Origin of the sequence: Pseudomonas sp. REP124 (assembly GCF_020164475.1) — a bacterium.
Taxonomy (GTDB): Bacteria; Pseudomonadota; Gammaproteobacteria; order Pseudomonadales; family Pseudomonadaceae; genus Aquipseudomonas.
The window spans coordinates 55,944-75,768 of sequence record NZ_JAIQWX010000004.1; the positions used below are offsets into that span (position 1 = coordinate 55,944).

15 protein-coding genes are annotated in these 19,825 nt (G+C 61.3%); 8 read left to right on the forward strand and 7 right to left on the reverse strand.

What is annotated here, in order from left to right; genetic code table 11:
- The first annotated feature begins 167 nt into the window (after nucleotides 1-167).
- The gene (locus K9857_RS02040) at nucleotides 168-1,211 is read left to right on the forward strand and encodes a glutathione S-transferase family protein (protein WP_224533244.1); all 1,044 of its coding nucleotides are present in this window, start codon (nucleotides 168-170) and stop codon (nucleotides 1,209-1,211) included.
- 128 nt (nucleotides 1,212-1,339) lie between these two features.
- Here K9857_RS02040 and K9857_RS02045 read toward each other — a convergent pair whose 3' ends face one another.
- Complete coding sequence (locus tag K9857_RS02045; protein WP_224533245.1) at nucleotides 1,340-2,233, reverse strand: tryptophan 2,3-dioxygenase; 894 nt, start codon at nucleotides 2,231-2,233, stop codon at nucleotides 1,340-1,342.
- Between the two features lie 318 nt (nucleotides 2,234-2,551).
- On the opposite strand from K9857_RS02045, the gene K9857_RS02050 reads away from it, so the two are divergent.
- The gene (locus tag K9857_RS02050; protein ID WP_224533246.1) at nucleotides 2,552-3,463 is read left to right on the forward strand and encodes a LysR substrate-binding domain-containing protein; all 912 of its coding nucleotides are present in this window, start codon (nucleotides 2,552-2,554) and stop codon (nucleotides 3,461-3,463) included.
- Between the two features lie 118 nt (nucleotides 3,464-3,581).
- Here the strand turns inward: K9857_RS02050 and K9857_RS02055 are convergent, their stop codons facing one another.
- Together K9857_RS02055 and K9857_RS02060 are read right to left on the reverse strand one after the other, a co-directional pair.
- Nucleotides 3,582-4,931: an amidase gene (locus tag K9857_RS02055; protein WP_224533247.1), complete on the reverse strand. Its 1,350-nt coding sequence runs from the start codon at nucleotides 4,929-4,931 to the stop codon at nucleotides 3,582-3,584.
- Nucleotides 4,928-6,043, reverse strand: a complete 1,116-nt coding sequence (locus K9857_RS02060) for an iron-containing alcohol dehydrogenase (protein WP_224533248.1) — start codon at nucleotides 6,041-6,043, stop codon at nucleotides 4,928-4,930. The genes K9857_RS02055 and K9857_RS02060 overlap by 4 nt, the downstream gene beginning before the upstream one ends.
- Before the next feature lie 582 nt (nucleotides 6,044-6,625).
- Between K9857_RS02060 and K9857_RS02065 the strand changes: the two genes are divergently transcribed.
- On the forward strand, nucleotides 6,626-7,519 hold the full coding sequence (locus K9857_RS02065) for a transporter (protein WP_224533249.1): 894 nt from the start codon (nucleotides 6,626-6,628) through the stop codon (nucleotides 7,517-7,519).
- A 156-nt stretch (nucleotides 7,520-7,675) separates the two neighbouring features.
- On the opposite strand, the gene K9857_RS02070 is transcribed toward K9857_RS02065, so the two are convergent.
- A complete protein-coding gene (locus K9857_RS02070; protein WP_224533250.1) occupies nucleotides 7,676-9,259 on the reverse strand; it encodes a winged helix-turn-helix domain-containing protein in 1,584 nt (527 codons plus the stop codon).
- A 211-nt stretch (nucleotides 9,260-9,470) separates the two neighbouring features.
- Between K9857_RS02070 and K9857_RS02075 the strand changes: the two genes are divergently transcribed.
- From K9857_RS02075 to K9857_RS02085, 3 genes are read left to right on the forward strand one after another with little or no spacing between them, the layout of a single operon-like run.
- The gene (locus K9857_RS02075) at nucleotides 9,471-10,232 is read left to right on the forward strand and encodes an SDR family oxidoreductase (protein WP_224533251.1); all 762 of its coding nucleotides are present in this window, start codon (nucleotides 9,471-9,473) and stop codon (nucleotides 10,230-10,232) included.
- A 14-nt stretch (nucleotides 10,233-10,246) separates the two neighbouring features.
- The gene (locus K9857_RS02080; protein WP_224533252.1) at nucleotides 10,247-11,344 is read left to right on the forward strand and encodes an HlyD family secretion protein; all 1,098 of its coding nucleotides are present in this window, start codon (nucleotides 10,247-10,249) and stop codon (nucleotides 11,342-11,344) included.
- Nucleotides 11,341-12,900 carry an MFS transporter gene (locus tag K9857_RS02085; RefSeq protein ID WP_224533253.1) on the forward strand — a complete coding sequence of 520 codons (1,560 nt, stop codon included), beginning with the start codon at nucleotides 11,341-11,343 and terminating at the stop codon, nucleotides 12,898-12,900. Before K9857_RS02080 ends, K9857_RS02085 begins: the two co-directional genes overlap by 4 nt.
- Nucleotides 12,901-12,960: 60 nt before the next feature.
- Here the strand turns inward: K9857_RS02085 and K9857_RS02090 are convergent, their stop codons facing one another.
- Nucleotides 12,961-13,890: a LysR family transcriptional regulator gene (locus K9857_RS02090; protein ID WP_224533254.1), complete on the reverse strand. Its 930-nt coding sequence runs from the start codon at nucleotides 13,888-13,890 to the stop codon at nucleotides 12,961-12,963.
- A gap of 129 nt (nucleotides 13,891-14,019) precedes the next feature.
- Between K9857_RS02090 and K9857_RS02095 the strand changes: the two genes are divergently transcribed.
- Complete coding sequence (locus tag K9857_RS02095) at nucleotides 14,020-14,763, forward strand: SDR family oxidoreductase (RefSeq protein WP_263487694.1); 744 nt, start codon at nucleotides 14,020-14,022, stop codon at nucleotides 14,761-14,763.
- Nucleotides 14,764-14,890: 127 nt separating this feature from the next.
- On the opposite strand, the gene K9857_RS02100 is transcribed toward K9857_RS02095, so the two are convergent.
- Nucleotides 14,891-16,294 carry a DUF2252 domain-containing protein gene (locus K9857_RS02100; protein WP_224533255.1) on the reverse strand — a complete coding sequence of 468 codons (1,404 nt, stop codon included), beginning with the start codon at nucleotides 16,292-16,294 and terminating at the stop codon, nucleotides 14,891-14,893.
- Between the two features lie 338 nt (nucleotides 16,295-16,632).
- On the opposite strand from K9857_RS02100, the gene K9857_RS02105 reads away from it, so the two are divergent.
- A complete protein-coding gene (locus K9857_RS02105; protein WP_224533256.1) occupies nucleotides 16,633-17,121 on the forward strand; it encodes a GlcG/HbpS family heme-binding protein in 489 nt (162 codons plus the stop codon).
- A 188-nt stretch (nucleotides 17,122-17,309) separates the two neighbouring features.
- Here the strand turns inward: K9857_RS02105 and katG are convergent, their stop codons facing one another.
- Nucleotides 17,310-19,574, reverse strand: a complete 2,265-nt coding sequence (katG, locus tag K9857_RS02110; protein WP_224533257.1) for a catalase/peroxidase HPI — start codon at nucleotides 19,572-19,574, stop codon at nucleotides 17,310-17,312.
- Nucleotides 19,575-19,825: the final 251 nt, after the last annotated feature.

The window sequence follows — 19,825 nt, forward strand, 5'->3', positions numbered from 1 at the left end:
GAGGCTGAAACATTTCCTATCGTACCGGATTTGTCTGTGGCTGGAAGCTGCCTGTAAAGGCGGCTGCCGGTGAGGCAAATGACACCCGCTTTCAACTCACTCGATCCTCTACTGAACCCAAAACCTCAAGCGCAGGAGTGACTGTTGTGAATCTCGAAAAAGCAGATATGGCTACAACGATCGACCAACTCAGGCACATGGCCGCCAGCGTCCGTGCGGGCATGCTCGACCCCGGTCGCAGTACCCTCGTGGGTGATGAGCGCAATCCGCGGTTCGAACTGTTCCATGCCGCCAGTTCATTGTGTTCGCAGAAGGTTCGTACGGTGTTGCACGAGAAGCGTCTGTCCTGGCGTTCCAATGACATGGTCATCCTGTGTGCGATGGGGGCCGACGGCGTGATTGCGGCGGAGCACTACAATCCCGCCTACGTGCGTTTGCGCCTGATCGCCGGCAGAGAAATGGGGCAGGCGCTGGTCAGCGGCTACAGCGGGCGCACTTCCGTGGAGACCGAAGGTTTCGATCCCTGTGCAGTGCCGCTGCTGATCGATTATGAGGCCGGACGGGTCATCGCGGACTCCAAGCGCATCTGCTGTTATCTCGATGAAATATCCCGCGAGCCGGTGCAACTCTTGCCGGTGGTTGCCCAAGCCCGCGCCGAGGTGATGCGCCAGGTCAGCATCGTCGATCAATTGCCGAACGCCGCATTGCTCTATGGTTTTCATCCGGATGCCGATCGGCGGCCGGAAAGTCTCAAGTCGGTGATGGAAACGGTGTACGACTACAAGGTCACGGCCCTGCAGGCACTGGCTGCCAACAATGCCGGGGACGCCGAGTTGGTGGCCGCGTATCAGGCGAAGATCGCCAAGGAAAATGGAGGCAAAAGGGTATGCCATAACGCCGAATTCCAACGCGCTGCACGGCAGACGGCGAGCGATCTATTGAGGGAACTGGATCGGTCTCTGAGTGGGCAATCGTTCCCATACCTGAATGGTCATGAGTTCTCGCTCGCTGACGTCGCCTGGGGCGTCAATCTGATCCGAATGGCTTATCTGGGGCTGGCTTCACTCTGGAACGACTTGCCGAACGTCGAGCGGTATTTCGAGGCACTGACCGAGCGCCCTTCGTTGTGCCGTGAAGCCATCGGTGCGTCTATCGAATCACTGCCACCGTCCGACTATTTCGTCGGTCTGAAGGACTGTTCAATGAACTAGTCCCGTAGGAGCAAGGCTTGCCCGCGAAGGCGGTGTGTCAGTATGGGGCCGCATGTGCCGCCCCCTTCGCGGGCAAGCCTCGCTCCTACGTCAGGGTGGTGCGCGGATCACCCTGTAGAAGCGCGCTCTCAGTTCTTGTGCCTGGCCATGTGTGGGCACCCTGTCGGTGGGTTGCCGATGAAAGTCCTGGCCGACCAGAGTTCCGGGAACGGAATTTCGTCCAGGGTCGGCGCCAGCCAGGCGAGTCCCTCGGTGCCGAAGTACGCGGGGCGGGCACCGAAAGTCCGGCGCGTGGCCATCAAATGGCGGTATTTCCACTGACTGAACCCCTCGGCAATATCGGCAAGGGTTTCGCCGATCTGCTGGAGCTGGATGTTGATGTCAGGGCCGGCATAAATGTCCCGCCAGATTTTTTCGATCGCTTCGCTTGGCACATAGAGCGCGGTGAAATCGCGCTCGAGAGTCGCCTTGGGCACTTCCATGCCGATGCGGCTGAAATAGGCGAGCAGATCGTCGTAGAGGCTTGGCTCGGCCAGCGCCTGCTGGAGTTGTGCCAGGCGCTGCGGTTGCGGGGTGAAGTGCTGAAGGTGTTCGGCCTGCTTGATCCCCAGCAGATAAACCATGTGTCGATAGGTCCAGCCTTGCAGTGCAGTGTCCTGGCCATAGGTCGCCGCGGCCTTCGAGAGAATCGCCATCAGGTCGTTCGGCGTCATCCAGTCGATCGAGCGCCAATTGGCATCGAGCACCTCCTGGTGGGCCACCACCCGCAACAGCGTGCGGTAAGTCAGCGTCAGGTCATTTGCGCGCAATTGGCGTTGCGCCGTCTGCAACTCCTTGACGATGAGCATCCAGTAAAGTTCGGACACTTGCACGTGGGCGATCCAGGCGTGTTCACCCGGATGCTCGCTGACCGGCGTCTGCAACGAATGCAGCACATCGGTCTGCATCCAGGCGCTGTAGGGCGTCTGGCCGGCGGGAGTGACGGTGGATTCGAGGCTCGCGGTATCGAGGATCTTGTTCATTATTATTTTCCTGGTCGTGTTCGCAAATGCCAGTCAACTGGCGAGGATCAGGAAAATTCTAGGGTTGCGCACAGGGGCTGAGAAGTTGGTCAGGCTGCACGTTAAGTCCCGGAATGGCGAACGATACTGGCAAAAAGTACCCCTGAAAAACTGCCAGAATAACTGTCATTGTCGTCAGGTGCTCACAAACCTATGATCGGGCAGTGACGATTGCCGGGGCGCTATTTTTACGACAGACAGCGGCAAATATCGGGGATCGAATCTTCAGGCGACCGTCCTCGGTTTTTCTTCATCTTGATGCGGTGCAGGTAAGTCCGGATGCTGGATTTGAAAGATGTCTTTTACTTCGTTCAGGTGGTCGATCGCGGTGGATTCACCGCAGCCGGCAATAGCCTGCGACTGCCCAAGTCGACGCTGAGCCATCGGGTTCACGAACTGGAAGCGTACCTTGGCGTGCGCCTGATCAACCGCACTTCGCGCCAGTTCGGCATGACCGATATCGGCTCCGAGTTCTATCAGTACGCTATCGCCATGCTCAACAGCGCGGACGTCGCCGAAGAGGCGGTGCGCCAGCGGCTGGCCGAACCCAGCGGAGTAGTGCGTATCACCACTGCGGTGGAAATCGCCCAGTTCGCCCTGCGCGACTTGCTGCCGACCTTTCTTACCCGTTACCCCAAAGTGCAGATCGTGGAAATTTCCACCGACCGCCTGGTGGATATCGTCGGCGAAGGGTTTGACCTGGCGATTCGCGGGCATATTTCGCCATTGCAGGATTCTTCCCTGGTACAACGCGCAATTGCCAGCGTGCCATGGTTCCTGTTTGCCGGGCCTGAGTACCTGGAGAAAGCGGGCGTACCGGCCGATCCGGAAGATCTGGCGCAGCACGCGACGATTTCGATCGTGCGGGGAGGGCCGTCGCAATGGCAGTTGCGGGGGCCCTCGGGTCAGGACACCAGCGTGCCGATCGCACCGCGCTTCCAGAGCAATGACATGATTTCCACCAAGGAAGCTGCCTGCGCGAACCTGGGGATCGCGGCGTTGCCGGGCTATATCTGCAAGGAAGAACTGAAGAACGGTACCCTGCGTCGGGTGCTACCGGGATGGATGGTCGCCGACGCACGCATGACGGCGCTGATGCCCTATCGGACCGGGCTGCTTCCGGCGGTGCGGGCACTGATCGATTTTCTCGCCGTGGAGATCCCGAAAGTCACTACATTCGAGGACGAGTAAGTCTTCTGACGATGCACACCCCGCGGGAGCGAGCTTGTTTGCGATGGCGAAGAGTCAGGCGACTTGGGCATTGAATGTGCCGGCCTCTTCCCGGGCAAGTCCGCTCCCGCATGGATTTTCAGCCGAAGCCAGCCAGCAAACGCTCCAACTTCATCGCCACCTGCAGCAGCCCACCATCATTTCCGGGCCGCGCGACGATCTGTAATGCGGCAGGCAGGCGCTGGTCCGCGGAACGCAAGGGCAACGGAATCGAGATCGCCGGGAAACCGGCGAGGTTGAAGGGCGCGGTGTAGGTCATCAGCGCTTCACGAACGGTCCCTTGCCAATGACCGATGGTCAGGGTGGACTGTCCCACCAATGGCGCAGTACAGGGACAGGTTGCCAGCAGCAGATAGTCGACATCGGCCATGGCATGGGCGAGTTTTGCGGTGAACAGTCGGCGCACCTGCTGCGCGTTCAGGTAGTCGCTCAATACCACATGCCTTGCCCGTTCCAGCCGCTCCACGGTCTCTGCGCCATAGTGTTGGCTGATGAAGCCCCAGTCATGGCGTGAAAAGTGCGTCACACCACCCTCGGTCAGAACGATCGTGGCGAATGCCTGAAACGTGCCTTGGAACAGCCCGGCGCTATCGACGTCGTCGCAGCTGTAGACCTCGCTCACTTGGCTCACGGCCTGCTCGAACGCCTGAGCCACTGCCGTGCTCAAGGGCACCGGATCGACCTGACGAATCAGGCCGAAACGCGGCGACACGCTTGCGCCGGCATCCGGCAACGCGATGCCCAGCGCTTGCGCCAGCAACACGACGTCGGACACCCCGGCGCCGAGCAGACCCGGATGATCCAGACTCGGCGCCAGGGCAAAAATGCCCTGGGTGGGGAACGCGCCCCAGGTCGGTTTGAAGCCGGTCACACCGCACATCGCCGCGGGAATTCGTACGGAGCCACCGGTGTCGGTGCCAAGGCCCGCGGCGATGGCACCGCAGGCAATCGCCGCAGCGGCACCGCCGCTCGAACCCCCGGGAATGCAGCGTGGATCGAGAGGGTTGAGCGTGTCGCCAAACGCGCGACTGGCGGTTGTGACTCCCCAGGCGAATTCATGGGTAGTGGTCTTGCCGATGATGATCGCGCCTTGCTCGACAAGTCTCTGCACGATCTGAGCGTTCTCTGAAGGCACATGGCCGAGGTAGGCGGCTGACCCGTAACGGGTTTCCAGGTCCCGGGTATCGATCAGGTCCTTGACCCCGATCGGCAGGCCTTCCAGTGGCCTTTGGGTGCCGAGTGCAAAACACTGATCACTTCGCGCCGCGGCTTCCAGCGCCGAGTTTCGGGCGATGCTGGCGAACGCATTCACTGTCGGCTGGGTGGCCTGCGCGATGGCGATTGACTGCTCGATCAACGAGCTCGCCGTAATGTGCCGATCCTCCAGTGCGTCCGCGGCCTCGCGCAACCCGACAATACGAGCACTCACCACAGGCGCTCCAGTAGCAGTTCAAGTTTCATCGACGCATTCGCGCCCAGATCATCGACTTCGTTCGGATAATTGGCTTTGAGCAACTGAGCGATCTTGCCCAGTTGTGATTTATCGATGTCGAAACTGCCGATGCGATTTGGCAGGCCAAGGCTGACCACCAGATTGTCGATTCGCTCGGCCAGTTGCTCGGCGGCTGAGCCGTTGGTTGCCGGTGAAAGAATGTCGAGCTTGTTGCCGTAGAACTCGGCACACGCACGAATGACCGGCGCCAGGGTGATGCAGGAAGTCATGCTGTGGGGCAGACCAAAGGTGCCGCCCAAAATATGTCCGATTCGATGGCTGAGCCCGTAAATCACTGACGCTGGTGAGAAGTAGCACTGCCACGCGGCCAGTTGCAGTTGCAGCAAGTCGTGGGAAGTGACCAGGCCATGGTCGATGGCGCGGCGGGTTTCGAGCGCTTGCGGCCAGCGCTCCAGAACAGTGAAGAAACGCTGCAAGCCACTGGCCGACATGATCGCGTGTGGATGGTCAACGCGGACCTTGCGCATGCCTTCCACCGCGTGGTCCATGCCTTTGATCGCGGATGAAAGCAATAATGAACGGGGTGTATCCAGCAACAGGATCGGATCGATCACTACCACTTTCGGCGTTGTTTCGCGAATGGCATAGCTGCGTTTGAATTTCACCTTGCCGCCGGTTTCGGTGATGCCGAAGTAATGCGAAAACTCCGAACCGGACAGGGTGGTCGGTAATGCCGCAATTGGCAGAAAACGGCCGGTTTGCTGAAAGTGCAGATAAGACACGGCCTTGGCTGCGTCGAGTACCGAGCCGCCACCCAAGGCAATGATCGACTTGGCGCCCAGACGCAGGCACGCCTCAAGGCCCAGTTGCACCGCCACATCCGGAACATGCGCCGGCAACTCGGTGAAAACGCCCACACCTTGGCGAATGTGAGGTTGCAGGCTGGTCTCGTTCAAATGATTGAGCGGCGCGACGGTGAAAGTGATCGGACGCTCGATGCCATAGTCGCCAAAGCGGGAAACGGCGTCCGCCAGGATGTTCGAGCCCCAAAGCACCGCATCCTGAGGCAGGCAAGTCAGTTGATTCATTGTTATTGACCTTGGTGGTTGCTGAATACGCATCGAGGCTGACGTGTTGAGTCATCGGTCACAAGATTGAGGTACGGAACATAGCGTTCAGAGTTTTGGACGATCAGGTGTTTGATTGGTTTAATTCTGGCGGCCTGCCTTATGGGTTTTGCAAGTTTTAAAGAAATGCCTGTTTGGAAGTGAATGAATGCACGGTTATTTCGCTAGTGAAGGTTTTACTTGTACGCAAAGTTCAGGGATTACGAACGCCTGGTTTTTTGTGTGTCGGATGTTCAAGGTTTTGCGTCAGGCTTGAATGGCTATCATGGTTCAAAAGCTATTGATTTTTCTGGTTTTATTTGAGTGTTTTCAGGCGTGGCATGTCTTTCTCTCAGCGTTTTCATGTCGATCTGCACGGTGTTGCACTTCGCTGGAAGAGATCTTTTTGGGTAGTGACATTCTTGTAGTTCAGTCTTATAAAAACTCTGGAAGTTTTCCTGGGGCTTTGTGCAAGTCTCTGTTCGTAAACGTTATCCAAATCGCCTTGATGTTGTCGCGGTACTTTGCCGTGCGCCCGAACAAAAATAATAAGAAGGCTTAAACATGAATCGAAACTCGTTGTTCAAACTCACCGGTTTTACCTGCGTGGCCATGAGTTGCGCTCTGGCGAATGCCAGCGAAGGTGGCGGTTCTTCATACCCTCTGGGCGCAGAAACCTACATGGCGGGTGCGATGCCACCGCCGGGTTTGTACGGTCAGGTATTTCTCAGCCATTACGAGGCCGATACCTTTCGCGGCAACGACGGTCGAGCGTTACCGATGGACTTCAACCTGCGGGCAGACTGTATCGCCGGTCGTCTGATCTGGGTGTCCGAGCAGAAGATTCTCGGCGGCCAATTGGGTTTTCACGTCATTGCGCCGCTGGTGGATGTCAAAGTCAGCATCGATGATCAGTCGCAAAGCAAACGCGGATTGGGCGACATGATTTTCGCGCCGGCACTGGGTTACCACTACAGCGAGAAAATGCACGCGATCTTTGCTGTCGATACCATCGCGCCCACCGGCAGATACGATCGCAATGATCTGGCCAACACCGGTCGCAACTACTGGGTGCTGCAACCTGTGGCGGCGCTGGCGTACATAGACCCCGATGGCCTGAACGTCGACGTCAAGACCATGTACGACTTCAACTTTGAAAACCCCGCCACGAACTATCGCTCTGGCCAGGCCCTGCACATGGATTACTCCGTGGGTTGGGGGATGGGCAACGGCTGGGTGCTCGGTGTGGGTGGTTATACCCTGTGGCAAACCACCGACGATCGCCAGGACGGCGAGCGGATAGAGGACAACAAGAGTCGCAGCCTTGCCATTGGTCCTTCGATTAAATACACCAGCAACCAGGGCTGGTTCCTTACAGCCAAATGGCAAAACGAAACCCAGGTACGCAACCGTCCAGACGGAAACGCCTACTGGATCAAGCTGAGTATTCCTCTTTAAGGATGGTTGATCAGGTGCTGCGGGGTGTCAGGCTGCCAACGTTATCCCGACGACCGTAGGAGCAAGGCTTGCCCGCGAAGGCGTTATGTCGGCCGACGTTGATGTTGGGTGTGCCGGCCTCTTCGCGGGCAAGCCTCGCTCCTACAGGGATCGGGGTCACTCCGGCAGCCCCGCCAGGCGCAGGCCTTCGGTGAACCGTTCGAGGTCTTCCGGGCGCTTGATTGGCAGCCAATCCTTGAGCCTGGAGAGCCTCAATCCGGGATCCAGTTCATGCAGGCGCTCCATTGCCTGTGCCGCCTGGTCCATGTGTCCGCTCAGGGCATGGCAGGCGGTCACCAGGGCTGCGGCGGGCAACAGGGTCGGGAGGTTTCTCAGGGCTTTTTCCGCCCATTCCGTGGCGCATTCATAACGCCCGGCGAAGAAGTGCGAGAGGGCCATGCCCACCTGCATTCTGAACATCTCCGGGTCCACGGGGCTCAGGCGTGCGGCGTGGGTCAGGTCCTTGATGGCCGATTCGCTGTCGCCGCGCAGCGTGCGCAGAATGCCGCCGAGAAACCATGCCGACGCCAGATTGGGCGTGAGCAACCGGGCGCGGTCGAGCAGGGCGATGCCGCCATCCAGATCGCCGGTCAGATGGGCCAGCGCATGCCCGGCACGGGTCAGCGCAACCGGATCGTCGCGACCCATTTCCACCGCCAGCCGTGCCAGTCGCACGCCCTCGGTGACCTCGCGGTCGCGGTCGGTCATCCAGCCATTCAACTTGCGCCAGAAATGGCACCAGGCGGCCATGCCGTAAGCCGAGGCGAACTCCGGATCCAGTTCGATAGCCTTGTAGAACATCGGCAGCGCCTGCTCCAGCGCCTCCCGGCTGCCGACATGCAATCTGGCCATACCGCGCAGGTAGTAATCGTAAGCGTCCAGGCTCTCGGTCGGCTTATGCTTGGCGCGCTCCATTTCCGCCCGTTCGAGCTGGGGCGCGATGGCGCCGACCACGCTTTCGGCGATCTGGTCCTGCAACTCGAAAATGTCATCGAGCAGTCCCTCGAAGCGTTCGGCCCAAATGTGCGTGCCGCTCCTGGCATCGATCAGTTGCCCGGTGATGCGCACTTTGTTCCCGCTTTTGCGCACGCTGCCTTCCAGCACATAGCGCACGCCGAGTTCCTGGCCAACGCCTTTGACATCGATCGAACGATCCTTGTAGGTGAAGCTGGAATTGCGCGCGATGACGAACAGCCAGCGGATGCGCGAGAGGGCGGCGATGATGTCTTCCACCATGCCGTCGGCGAAATACTCCTGCTCCGGATCGCCACTCAAATTGTGGAACGGCAGGACGGTGATTGAGGGTTTGTCTGGAAGGACCAGCGCAGGTGCCGCTGGGTCGAACGGCGCGGGCTCTTCAACGTCCGGCACCTCGCTCAAGGGCTCCGATTCATCCGCCTTGAGCTGGCCAACGAAGCGATAGCCCTTGCGCGCCACCGTGCGCACCAGGCGCTGTTCCTCACCCGTATCGCCGATGGCCTTGCGCACCGCGTTGATGTGGCTGGTGATGGTCGATTCCGAAACGATGCGCCCGGCCCACACCGCCTTGAGCAGGTCGTCCTTGCTGACCACACGCTCGTGGTTGCTGACCAGCAGCGACAACAGATCGAAGACCTGGGGCCCGACGGTCACGACCTGGCCGCGCTGGGTCAGCTCCCGGCGCTCCTGATCGAGTACGAAATCTTCAAACACGAATGGCAAAGTCAGAATCCCCTGTGCGGATGCCCTCGACTCCGTGTCCGAGCTGGCGTAAGTGCATGCTGTCGATCATACGGCAGGCAGGCGTTGGACGAAAATCCAAGACTCTTCAAAGGGAAACTCAAGGCCCCCGCAAGGACTTGCCCAAGGCGCTGGAGCAATCTGCACCTGTCCCGACGGCAAATGATGACCGTCGACCCCTTGGAGAGCAGCCATGAAGATCGTCGTCATCGGAGGCACCGGCCTCATCGGATCCAAACTCGTGAAAAACCTGCGTGAGCGCGGTCACGAAGCGCTCGCCGCGTCGCCCAGAACCGGCGTCAACAGCGTTACCGGCGAAGGTCTGGCCGAGGCACTGGTGGGCGCGGAGGTCGTGGTCGACGTATCCAATGCGCCGGTTTGGGAAGATCAGGCGGTGCTCGAATTCTTCCAGGACTCGACACGCAACCTGCTGGCTGCCGAAGCGGTCGCAGGCGTTCGCCATCACGTCGCGCTGTCGGTGGTCGGCACCGAACGCCTGCCCGAGAGCGGCTACTTCCGGGCCAAGGTCGCCCAGGAGCAGATGATCGAAGCCTCGGCCGTGCCCTACACGGTGCTTCGGGCCACGCAGTTCTTCGAATTTGTCGGCGGCATCGCGCAGTCGTCCACGGTCGGCGAGCAGATCTTCCTGTCGCCGGCACTGATCCAGCCGATGGCCTCGGACGATGTGGCGCAGGCGCTGACGGACATCACCTTGCAACCGCCGGTCAACGGCACTGTGGAAATCGCCGGCCCCGAGGCGATGCCGCTCGATGAGCTGATCCGCCGCTTCCTGCGCATCACCCGGGACGAACGCAAAGTGGTGCCGGACGTTCATGCACGCTACTTCGGTGCGTTGCTTGACGATCAATCGCTGACACCGGGCCGGGACCCGCTTTTGGGATCCATTCATTTCGAGGATTGGCTCGGTCGGTCGATGGCTCAGGCCGGGCATTGAGAGGGTGACCCAACATGAACAGCCTCCAGGACAAGACTGCCATGGCCCCCGGTGCCGGCAGCGAGACCGCCACGGTCAGCGCGCGGCCCGGCAAAAGCAAAAAAATCGGCGTGTTGCTGTGCATCGGTGCCGTGGTGGCCGCGGCGGCGTGGGGCAGCATGGCGTTCTACAGCGGCGTGACATCCACCGACAACGCCTACGTTCGGGGCGATGTCACCTCGCTGGCCGCCAAAGTCGCAGGTTATGTCACGGCGCTTGAGGTCGAGGACAACCAGACCGTGCGCGCCGGCGACGTCTTGTTTCGCATCGACGACCGCGACTATCGCGCGCGGCTCGCCCAGGCTGCCGCCAATGTCAGTGCCGCCCAGGCGCGCCTGACCCACGTCGATGCGCAGATCCAGTTGCAGCGTGCGCTGATCCGCCAGGCCGAAGCCCAGCGCCGCTCGGCCAACGCCGACATGAACATGGCCAACAAGACCCACGAGCGCAGCCGCAAGCTGATCGTCAGCAACGCGGTCAGCCAAGCCCTGGTGGATGAAACCGGCACCGCGCGTTCGCGGGCCGAAGCCTCGGTGTCGGCGGCCTCGGCAACGGTCGAGGCGCAGCAACAACAGATCGGCGTGCTGGTGGCCGAGCGCGAGGCCGCAGTGGCGGCGGTGACCCAGGCAGAAGCCGCCCGTGATCTGGCCCGGATCGATCTTGATCACACCGTGGTGCGCGCGCCGGTGGATGGCGTGGTCGGCAACCGGCAGATCCGGCTTGGGCGGTACGTGACGCCCGGGGGTTCCCTGCTTGATATCGTGCCGGTCGACAACGTGTGGATCGTTGCCAACTTCAAGGAAACCCAGCTCGAAGGCATCCGCCCCGGCCAGCGAGTGAAGGTCAGGGTCGACGGTTATCCCGACACGGCTCTTGAGGGTGTGGTCGACAGCTTCGCGCCGGGCAGCGGCTCTGCTTTCAGCCTGTTGCCGGCCGATAACGCCACCGGCAACTTCGTGCGGGTGGTGCAGCGCGTGCCGGTGAAGATTCGCCTGGCCAACAACCCGCTGCCCGGGCGCATCGTACCGGGGCTGTCGGCTCGGGTCGATGTGGCGCATGGGGACGAGTCATGAACACCGCAGCCGCCAGTCTGCAAAGTCGTACGACGGGCTTGTTGCTCATGACCGGAATCATCCTGGCCGCGCTGACGGAAGCCATCGCCAGCACGGTGCTGACCATCGGCCGCAGTGACATCCTCGGCGATACCTACGCCACACCGGATGAGTTCGCTTGGCTGGATGTCGGCTACACCGCGTGCAAGTTGATCGGCTTCATGACTGCCGCGTGGCTGCTGCAGCGTTTCGATCCACGTCGGGTAGTGATCGGCGCGGTGCTGGTGATGGGACTGGCCTGCGGGATCGCCGCCGTCACCGCGCGGTTGGACCTGTTGATTCTGCTTCGCAGTCTCCAGGGCCTGGCCGGCGGCACCGTGCTGGTGGCGGGGCAGACACTGGTCTTTTTCGCCTTTTCCAGCGCCCGCCAGCCGATCCTCCAGGCGCTGTTCGCCATGGGGGCGGTGGTCGCCCCCGCGACCTTTGCCCCGGCGCTGCAAGGCTGGCTGATCGACGGCCAGGACTGGACGTGGATCTTCTTCAGTGTGGTGCCGCTGAGTCTGGCGGCGAGCGGGCTGTTGCTGATGGTGGACAGCCCGGCGCCTGCCGGCACCGGACAGCGGCGGTTCGACGGGATCGGCTTGTTGTTGATGTCGACCAGTCTGTTCTGCTTCACCTACGTGCTCAGCCAGGGCGAACGCTGGGACTGGTTCGAGGAGCCGCGCATTGTCTGGTTGAGCCTGATCGGCGGCGTCACGCTGCTGGTCTTCCTCGTGCAACAGAGACGGGGCCGGGGCTGGCTCGACTATGGTCTGTTCCAGTCCAGCGATTTCTTCTTCGCTTTCATCGTCAGTTTTGTCGCCGGTGCCGCGTTGTTCGGCAGTGCATTCCTGATTCCGGCATTCGCCCTGTCGGTGCTGGGGTTCACGCCCACCGAAGCCGGTTTGTTGCTGCTGCCCAGTGGCGGGTTGTTCGTCGTGGCGCTGCTGATCGCGGCGTTTCTGTTCCAGGGGCGCGGTGTTGCGCCTTTCGCCACCGTGCCCTTTGGCATCCTGATGATCATGGTTGCGATGTGGATGCTGTCGGGCTCGACCAGCGAAAGCGGTGCGGACGACATGATGGCTGCGGTGCTCCTGCGTGGGCTGGGGCTGGGTTTCCTGTTTCTGTCGATCACCCTGATTGCCTTTGGCGGACTCGGGATCCGTGAGCTGGCGGGCGGGATCGGCCTGTTCAGCACCGGGCGTCAGGTGGGGGGATTGCTCGGGGTGGCGGGTTTGCAGACGCTGATCGAGCACAAGGTGGCTGACAGTGTTTCAGTCCTCGGCGCCAGTGTTACACCCGGCGCTGCGGCGGTGATCGAGCGGTTGACCTCCACGGCGGGCATGTTGATGAGCAAAGGGATGGACGCGGTGGCTGCAGGGCGGGCAGCAACGAATCTGCTTGGGCGGGCGGTGTCTGGGCAGGCGACGGTGATCGCCTTTGACAGCGCCTTCCTCGCCGTGACCCTGTTGTTCGCGGTGGCCGCGCCGATGTTGGTGGCCATCAAGATCGGCTTTGCGCGACGCGCGAAAGTGTAGGCGCCGTCCCCAGGAAAAACTGTGGTTCCGGTGTTCATCGCGAGCAAGCCGGGGCATGTATTACTTCTGCGCAAACCGCGCCGCACTGCCGCTGGCGCGGAATTCCTCGACGATGTAATCCACGAACACCCGCACCTTGGCCGGCAGCAGTTTGCGGCTGGTGTAGTAGATCGACAGTGGCGAGGCCTCGGCGTACCACTGGGGCAGCACGCGAACCAGTTCGCCGCGTTCCAGGAACGGCAAGGCGTGGGGCATCGGCAGCAGGGCGATGCCCATGCCGGTGGACGCCGCGCGAGCTATGGCTTCCGGGTCGTTCAAGACCATCACCGGACGCACGCTGGCCACCACTTCTTCACCGGCGTCGTTCTTCAACTTCCAGGGCGCCAGCCGACCGTTGCTCAGCATTCGGCGCAGCAATCCGCGATGTCGGGTCAGATCCAATGGATGCGTGGGCGCTGGATGCTCTTTCAGATAGGCAGCAGAGGCCACCAGCACGATTCTCAGGTGCGCCAGTTCGCGAGCTATCAGTGCATCCGTCAGTTCCAGGCCGCCGCCGATGGCAACGTCGAAACCATCGTTGATCAGGTCGACCTGACGGTTATCGAAATGCAGGTCCGGCACCACGTCCGGATAGCGGCGCACGAACTCGTCCATTAACGGCACGAAGTATTCGCGGCCCACGGTGTAGGCCATCGAGACCTTCAGGGTGCCCGCAGGCTTGCCCGCACCTTGGCGCAGATCGGTCAGGGCATCGCCGATCTCGGTCCAGGGCAGGCGCACCTGGCCATACAAGCGCTCACCTTCGGACGTCAGCGCCAGGCTGCGGGTACTGCGCTGAAACAACCGCACCCCCAACCGCGCTTCCAACTGGCCCACGCTCTTGCTGACCGCTGCCGGCGTGAGCCCCATGCGACGGGCCGCCGCGGAGAAGCTACCCTCATCGGCGGCGCAGATGAAGGCATCGAGATAGCTGCTCAGTTCGGTTGTCATGGTTGCGTCTTATGCCGTTGGTTGAAACTGATTGTGCATTTTAACGACTACCGAGAACAAGTCACCAAGGCCATGATGTGTTCACCAACCCGCTACAACCCAACCCAAACAGACCCAGAGGACAACATCATGACTGCTCAACTCAACGGTAAAGTCGCTTTCATCAATGGTGGTTCCCGCGGTATCGGCGCCGCCACCGCACGCCGCCTGGCTCGTGACGGCGCAACCGTCGCCATCGGTTACCTGTCCTCGGCCATCGCCGCCGAAGCCCTGGTCGAAGAAATCAAGGCCAGCGGTGGCGAGGCCTTCGCCATCAAAGCCGACGCCTCCGACCCCGTCGGCCTGACCAAAGCCATCGACAGCGTCGCCGAACGTTTCGGCCGCCTGGACATCCTGGTCAACAACGCAGGCGTGCTGCTGACCGGCCTGCTGGAAGACTTCTCCCTGGAAGACTTCGACCGCACCATCGCCGTGAACGTCCGCGCCGTGTTCGTCGCCTCCAAGGCTGCGGCCAAACACATGAAAGAGGGCGGCCGGATCATCAACATCGGCAGCACCAACGGTCAACGCATGCCGTTCGCCGGCGGCGCGGTCTACGCAATGAGCAAATCGGCGCTGATCGGCCTGGTCAAAGGCCTGGCCCGCGACCTGGGACCACGGGGCATCACGATCAACAACGTGGCACCCGGCCCGGTCGACACCGACATGAACCCGGAAAACAGTGAATTCGGCGCCGGCATGCATGACCTGATGGCGATCCGTCGCCACGGCAAGGCTGATGAAATCGCCGGGATGGTGTCTTACCTGGCGAGTCCTGAGGCGGCGTTCGTCACCGGTGCGGATCTGCTGATCGATGGTGGCTTCGCAGCCTGATGTGAAAAACCTCCAACTGTAGGAGCGAGCATGCTCGCGATGGTGGCTCAGACACCGCTGGCTTCCAGACAGCCCGCGTTATCGTTGACCTCCATCGCGAGCATGCTCGCTCCTACAGTTTCTGTGTTTATTCTTCTTCGTAAATCACATTCACCTTTCCCGCACGCGCCGCCTTCAGCAACGTTGCATGATCACGCTCCGTCTGGTCGGCATAGAGCAGCGAAAAATCCCCCATCGCTTCATCGAACACTTCGTTTTTCCCCAGATACCCCGAGATGGTCGCCGAGTCGCCGGATTTGGCGTGGGCGCGGGCCAGAGTCAGGCTGCAGAACTCCGCGTAGCGCTCCAGTTGGGTCGCGTTGATGTTCTCCAGCGGCACCGACATCTTCATGTCCCGCAGCTGGCGCACGAAGAAGTCATAACCTTCGGGGCCACGTACCCAGCCGAGGAAAATGTCGCTGGAGGACTGCATCAGCCGTTGCCCGATCACCACCCGCTGACCTTGATTGTCGTACTGGCTCTTGCCCGCGTAGGGCTCCAGCACCGAGCGGCACGACTCCTTGAACTGCAGGATCAGCGGATGGTTTTCCTCCGAGAACAGCAGGGCGATGTAGCAGCGCGTACCGACGCTGCCGATGCCGACCACCTTGAGCGCGGCGTCCACCAGGCGATAGCGGTCGAGCAACACCCGGCGCTCGTCGGACAGGCTCTCGCGGTAGGCCGCAAGACCGCTGTGAACGCGCTCGATGAATTGTGGATCCGCGACATGCTGAATCACCGGCGGCTGATCGACGATGCGTGGATGCCCCGCGACCTGTCCGGCAATCTTCGGAAAGACGCTTTCCATCACCCGCTCACGGGCGCGGGCGAACAGTTGCTGGCGAAACTTGAGGGCCTTGGCGTCAGGTGCCAGTTCCAGCAGTTCATCGGCGTCCAGGCGCGAGTACCAGACTTCCAGCGGTTTCATCTTGGAAAAGCGCCGCAGATGCTCACGGTAGGACCGGGCACAGGCCACCGCGATTTTGCGCGCCCGGGCGTCATTCGCACCGCCGTCGCGCGCCGCCACGGCAAAGCTCGCGACCAGTCGCTTGATGTCCCATTCCCAGGGCGCCGGCAGGGTTTCGTCGAAGTCGTTGAGATCGAACACCAGGTTGCGTTCGGGGGTGGCGAACAGGCCGAAGTTGAGCAGGTGACAGTCACCGCAGGCCTGTACGTTCACACCGATGTTCGCCCCCATTGCCAGGTCGTGGGCCATCAAGGCGGCGGATCCGCGCAAAAAGGTGAAGGGCGTTCGCAACATGCGCCCGTAGCGGATCGGCACCAACTCTTTAAGGCGGTCGCGGTTGGATTTTTCCAGAATCGCGATCACATCCCGCTGTCGCCCCGGCGACTTCCACTTTGCGTGCTCCTCGCGTGGGAACTGCTCACGCAATCGCTTGCCGTCGGCCATGCGTTCCTCGCGGGAACGGAAGATCGGGTTCGATTTGTTCTTGCTCGCGGACTCGCGGGAAGTTTTCCTTTTTGATGCCATGGTGCACTCGTCTCCGATGCGCGGCTTGAGGACAGGGGCATGCGACCCCGTCCATTCACGCTAGCTCAAGTCCATCTTTTCACCATGGCTACCGTTTTCGTGGGCATATCCGGCATCTTTGATGACTGACGCATCGCCTTCGCGAGCAAGCCCGCTCCCACAGTTTGATCTGTGGTGAACACAAATTCGGTCTCTAGCAGAGATCCCCGGTGGGAGCGGGCTTGCTCGCGAAGGCGGTGGTTCGGCCGACATCTGACTCGCCTGCGGATATCCCGACTAGGATTAACAAACGACCTGCGACACGCCCTGACCATTCATTCAACAGAAGGACGTTCAATATGACTCGTTTATCTCTTGCAGCGCTGCTTGGCAGCCTGACCCTTGCCGGCGCGGCTCATGCGGCGGTGTTGACTGAAAGCAATATCTCGACCGCCGACGCGCAGAAACTGGTGACTGCTACGCTCGCTGCCTGTCAGGCCAAGGGCTACAACGTGAGCGCCGCGGTGGTGGACCGGGCCGGCGTGCTTAAAGCCCTGGCTCGCGCCGATAACGCCGGCCCTCATACCATCGAGGCCAGTCGTGCCAAGGCCTTCACCTCGGCATCGGCCAAGACCCCGACCTTGACCATCATGGAGAACGCGCAGAAGAATCCTGGCGCGGCCAACCTGACCGATATTCCGGGTTATCTGCTGCTGGGCGGCGGTGTTCCGATCAAGGCCGGTGAGACCGTGATCGGCGCCATCGGCGTGGCCGGTGCGCCGGGCGGGAATCTGGATGCGCAGTGTGCGGATGAAGTGCTGGCCGCTAACGCAGGGTTGTTCAAGTAAGTCGCTGCCGTCTATTTGTGGGGGGCTTTGTGGCGAGGGTGTATGCAAAATTTCGACACAACACATAACCCCTGTGGGAGCGAGCCTGCTCGCGATGAACGCCAGGACAACGCGGGCAATCAGACAGCCCGCGTTATCGTTGACCACCATCGCGAGCAGGCTCGCTCCCACAGGTATTGCGTCGTCGGTCAGAGATCGAACCGATCCAGGTTCATCACCTTGCCCCAGGCCGCCACGAAGTCCTTCACGAATTTCTCCTTGTTGTCGTCGCTGGCATAGAACTCCGCCAGTGCCCGCAGTTGCGCGTTGGCGCCGAACACCAGATCGACCCGCGTCGCAGTCCACTTCGCCTGGCCGGTCTTGCAGTCGCGGCCTTCAAATTCTTCGTTGGTGGCCGAGGTGGGTTTCCACTCCACGCCCATGTCCAGCAGGTTGACGAAGAAGTCGTTGGTCAGCGTGCCTTTGCGCGTGGTGAACACGCCGTGGGCGGTTTGGCCGACGTTGGTGTCGAGTACGCGCAGGCCTCCGATCAGCGCGGTCATTTGTGGTGCGGTGAGGGTCAGCAATTGCGCCTTGTCGATCAGCAGATGCTCGGCGGTAATGCGATAGCGGGACTTGAGGTAGTTGCGGAAACCATCGGCGATCGGCTCGAGCATGCCGAACGACTCGACATCCGTCTGCTCCTGAGTCGCATCCATCCGTCCCGGCGAAAACGGCACCGTGACGTTATGCCCGGCGTTTTTCGCTGCCTGTTCGACGCCTACGTTGCCAGCGAGCACGATCAGATCCGCCAGGGAGACTTTCTTGCCGCCGCTGTTGAACTCCTTCTGGATGCTTTCGAGTTTGCCCAGCACGTTGCCCAGTTGATCGGGCTGGTTGGCCTTCCAGGATTTCTGCGGTTCCAGACGCAGCCGTCCACCGTTGGCGCCACCGCGCTTGTCGGAGCCACGGAAGGTCGAAGCCGCCGCCCAGGCCGTGGAGACCAGTTGTGAAACGCTCAGGCCGCTGGCCTGGATCTTGCCCTTGAGCGCGGCGACGTCGGCATCGCCGATCAGGGCATGATCGACCTTGGGAATCGGGTCTTGCCACAACAGCACTTCATTGGGCATTTCCGGGCCGAGGTAGCGTGACAGCGGGCCCATGTCGCGGTGGATCAGTTTGTACCAGGCGCGGGCGAAGGCGTCGGCCAGTTGATCCGGGTTCTGCAGGAAGCGCCGGGAAATCGGCTCGTAGATCGGGTCCATACGCAGCGCTAGGTCGGAGGTCAGCATCCGTGGTTCACGGCGCTTGTTGGGATCGAAGGCATCCGGGATCAACCCGGCCCCCGCGCCGTCCTTGGGTTTCCACTGATTCGCCCCGGCCGGGCTCTTGGTCAGCTCCCACTCGAAGCCGAAGAGGTTTTCGAAATAATTGTTGCTCCATTTGGTCGGGGTATTGGTCCAGGTGACTTCCAGGCCGCTGGTGATGGTGTCCGGGCCCTTGCCGGTACCGAAGGTGCTTTTCCAGCCCAGTCCCTGCTGTTCCAGGCCGGCGGCCTCTGGTTCGGGACCGACGTTGTCGGCGGGACCGGCACCGTGGGTCTTGCCGAAAGCGTGGCCGCCAGCGATCAGGGCGACGGTTTCTTCGTCGTTCATCGCCATGCGCGCGAAGGTTTCGCGGATGTCCAGCGCGGACTTGAGCGGATCAGGCTCGCCTTCGGGGCCTTCAGGGTTGACGTAGATCAGGCCCATTTGTACGGCTGCGAGGGGGTTTTCCAGATTGCGGCCGTGTTCGGTGCGGCTGTCTTCGTTGCGTCCGGGTTCGGCCGACAGCGGCACATCGCCGGGTTTTTGCACAGCCTTGTTGTCATCGCTCGGGTCGCTGGCGTAGCGGGTATCGCCGCCCAGCCACTTGGTTTCCGAGCCCCAGTACACGTCCTCGTCCGGTTCCCAGACGTCCGGACGGCCACCGGAGAAGCCAAAGGTCTTGAAGCCCATGGATTCCAGGGCGACGTTGCCGGTGAGCACGATCAGGTCGGCCCAGGAAATGTTACGGCCATATTTCTGTTTGATCGGCCACAGCAGACGGCGGGCCTTGTCCAGGCTGACGTTATCCGGCCAGCTGTTGAGCGGGGCGAAGCGTTGCTGGCCGGAACCGGCGCCACCGCGGCCGTCGGCGGTGCGATAGGTGCCGGCGGCGTGCCAGGCCATGCGCACGAACAGTGGGCCATAGTGGCCGAAGTCCGCAGGCCACCAGTCTTGCGAGTCGGTCATCAACGCGGTCAGGTCGCGCTTGACGGCGGCAAAGTCGAGTTTTTTGTACGCCTCGGCATAATCAAATCCCTCATCGGCTGGAGTGGAGAGAGGCGAGTGCTGATGCAGGATGTTCAGGTTCAGTTGGTTCGGCCACCAGTCGCGGTTGCGTGTGCCACCGCCGGCGGCGTGATTGAACGGGCATTTCGATTCGGTTGCCATGTGTGAGCTTCCCTCGGTCGAGATCAGTCAGCTTCCCGGCCCGTGGGGGCATCCAGTATCTGACTCATTCTTGTCTTCACATCAGGTCTGTGCCGGCCAGACCGCGCCGGCGCTAAATAAGGCTAGACCCCGATCGTCAAGTCAGCTAATAGCCCGAGTATTGGTAGCCGATAGGCGGAATCTCTCAGCGGACACAGAGTTTTACAGGTGCCTCCTAGCGATGTGCCACAATAGTCAGGTCACCGCAGCAT

Coding starts and splice junctions, on each gene's coding strand:
- K9857_RS02040 (WP_224533244.1), top strand. CDS start 168: ATGGCTACAACGATCGACCAACTCAGGCACATGGCCGCCAGCGTCCGT.
- K9857_RS02045 (WP_224533245.1), bottom strand. CDS start 2,233: ATGAACAAGATCCTCGATACCGCGAGCCTCGAATCCACCGTCACTCCC.
- K9857_RS02050 (WP_224533246.1), top strand. CDS start 2,552: ATGCTGGATTTGAAAGATGTCTTTTACTTCGTTCAGGTGGTCGATCGC.
- K9857_RS02060 (WP_224533248.1), bottom strand. CDS start 6,043: ATGAATCAACTGACTTGCCTGCCTCAGGATGCGGTGCTTTGGGGCTCG.
- K9857_RS02065 (WP_224533249.1), top strand. CDS start 6,626: ATGAATCGAAACTCGTTGTTCAAACTCACCGGTTTTACCTGCGTGGCC.
- K9857_RS02075 (WP_224533251.1), top strand. CDS start 9,471: ATGAAGATCGTCGTCATCGGAGGCACCGGCCTCATCGGATCCAAACTC.
- K9857_RS02080 (WP_224533252.1), top strand. CDS start 10,247: ATGAACAGCCTCCAGGACAAGACTGCCATGGCCCCCGGTGCCGGCAGC.
- K9857_RS02085 (WP_224533253.1), top strand. CDS start 11,341: ATGAACACCGCAGCCGCCAGTCTGCAAAGTCGTACGACGGGCTTGTTG.
- K9857_RS02090 (WP_224533254.1), bottom strand. CDS start 13,890: ATGACAACCGAACTGAGCAGCTATCTCGATGCCTTCATCTGCGCCGCC.
- K9857_RS02095 (WP_263487694.1), top strand. CDS start 14,020: ATGACTGCTCAACTCAACGGTAAAGTCGCTTTCATCAATGGTGGTTCC.
- K9857_RS02100 (WP_224533255.1), bottom strand. CDS start 16,294: ATGGCATCAAAAAGGAAAACTTCCCGCGAGTCCGCGAGCAAGAACAAA.
- K9857_RS02105 (WP_224533256.1), top strand. CDS start 16,633: ATGACTCGTTTATCTCTTGCAGCGCTGCTTGGCAGCCTGACCCTTGCC.
- katG (WP_224533257.1), bottom strand. CDS start 19,574: ATGGCAACCGAATCGAAATGCCCGTTCAATCACGCCGCCGGCGGTGGC.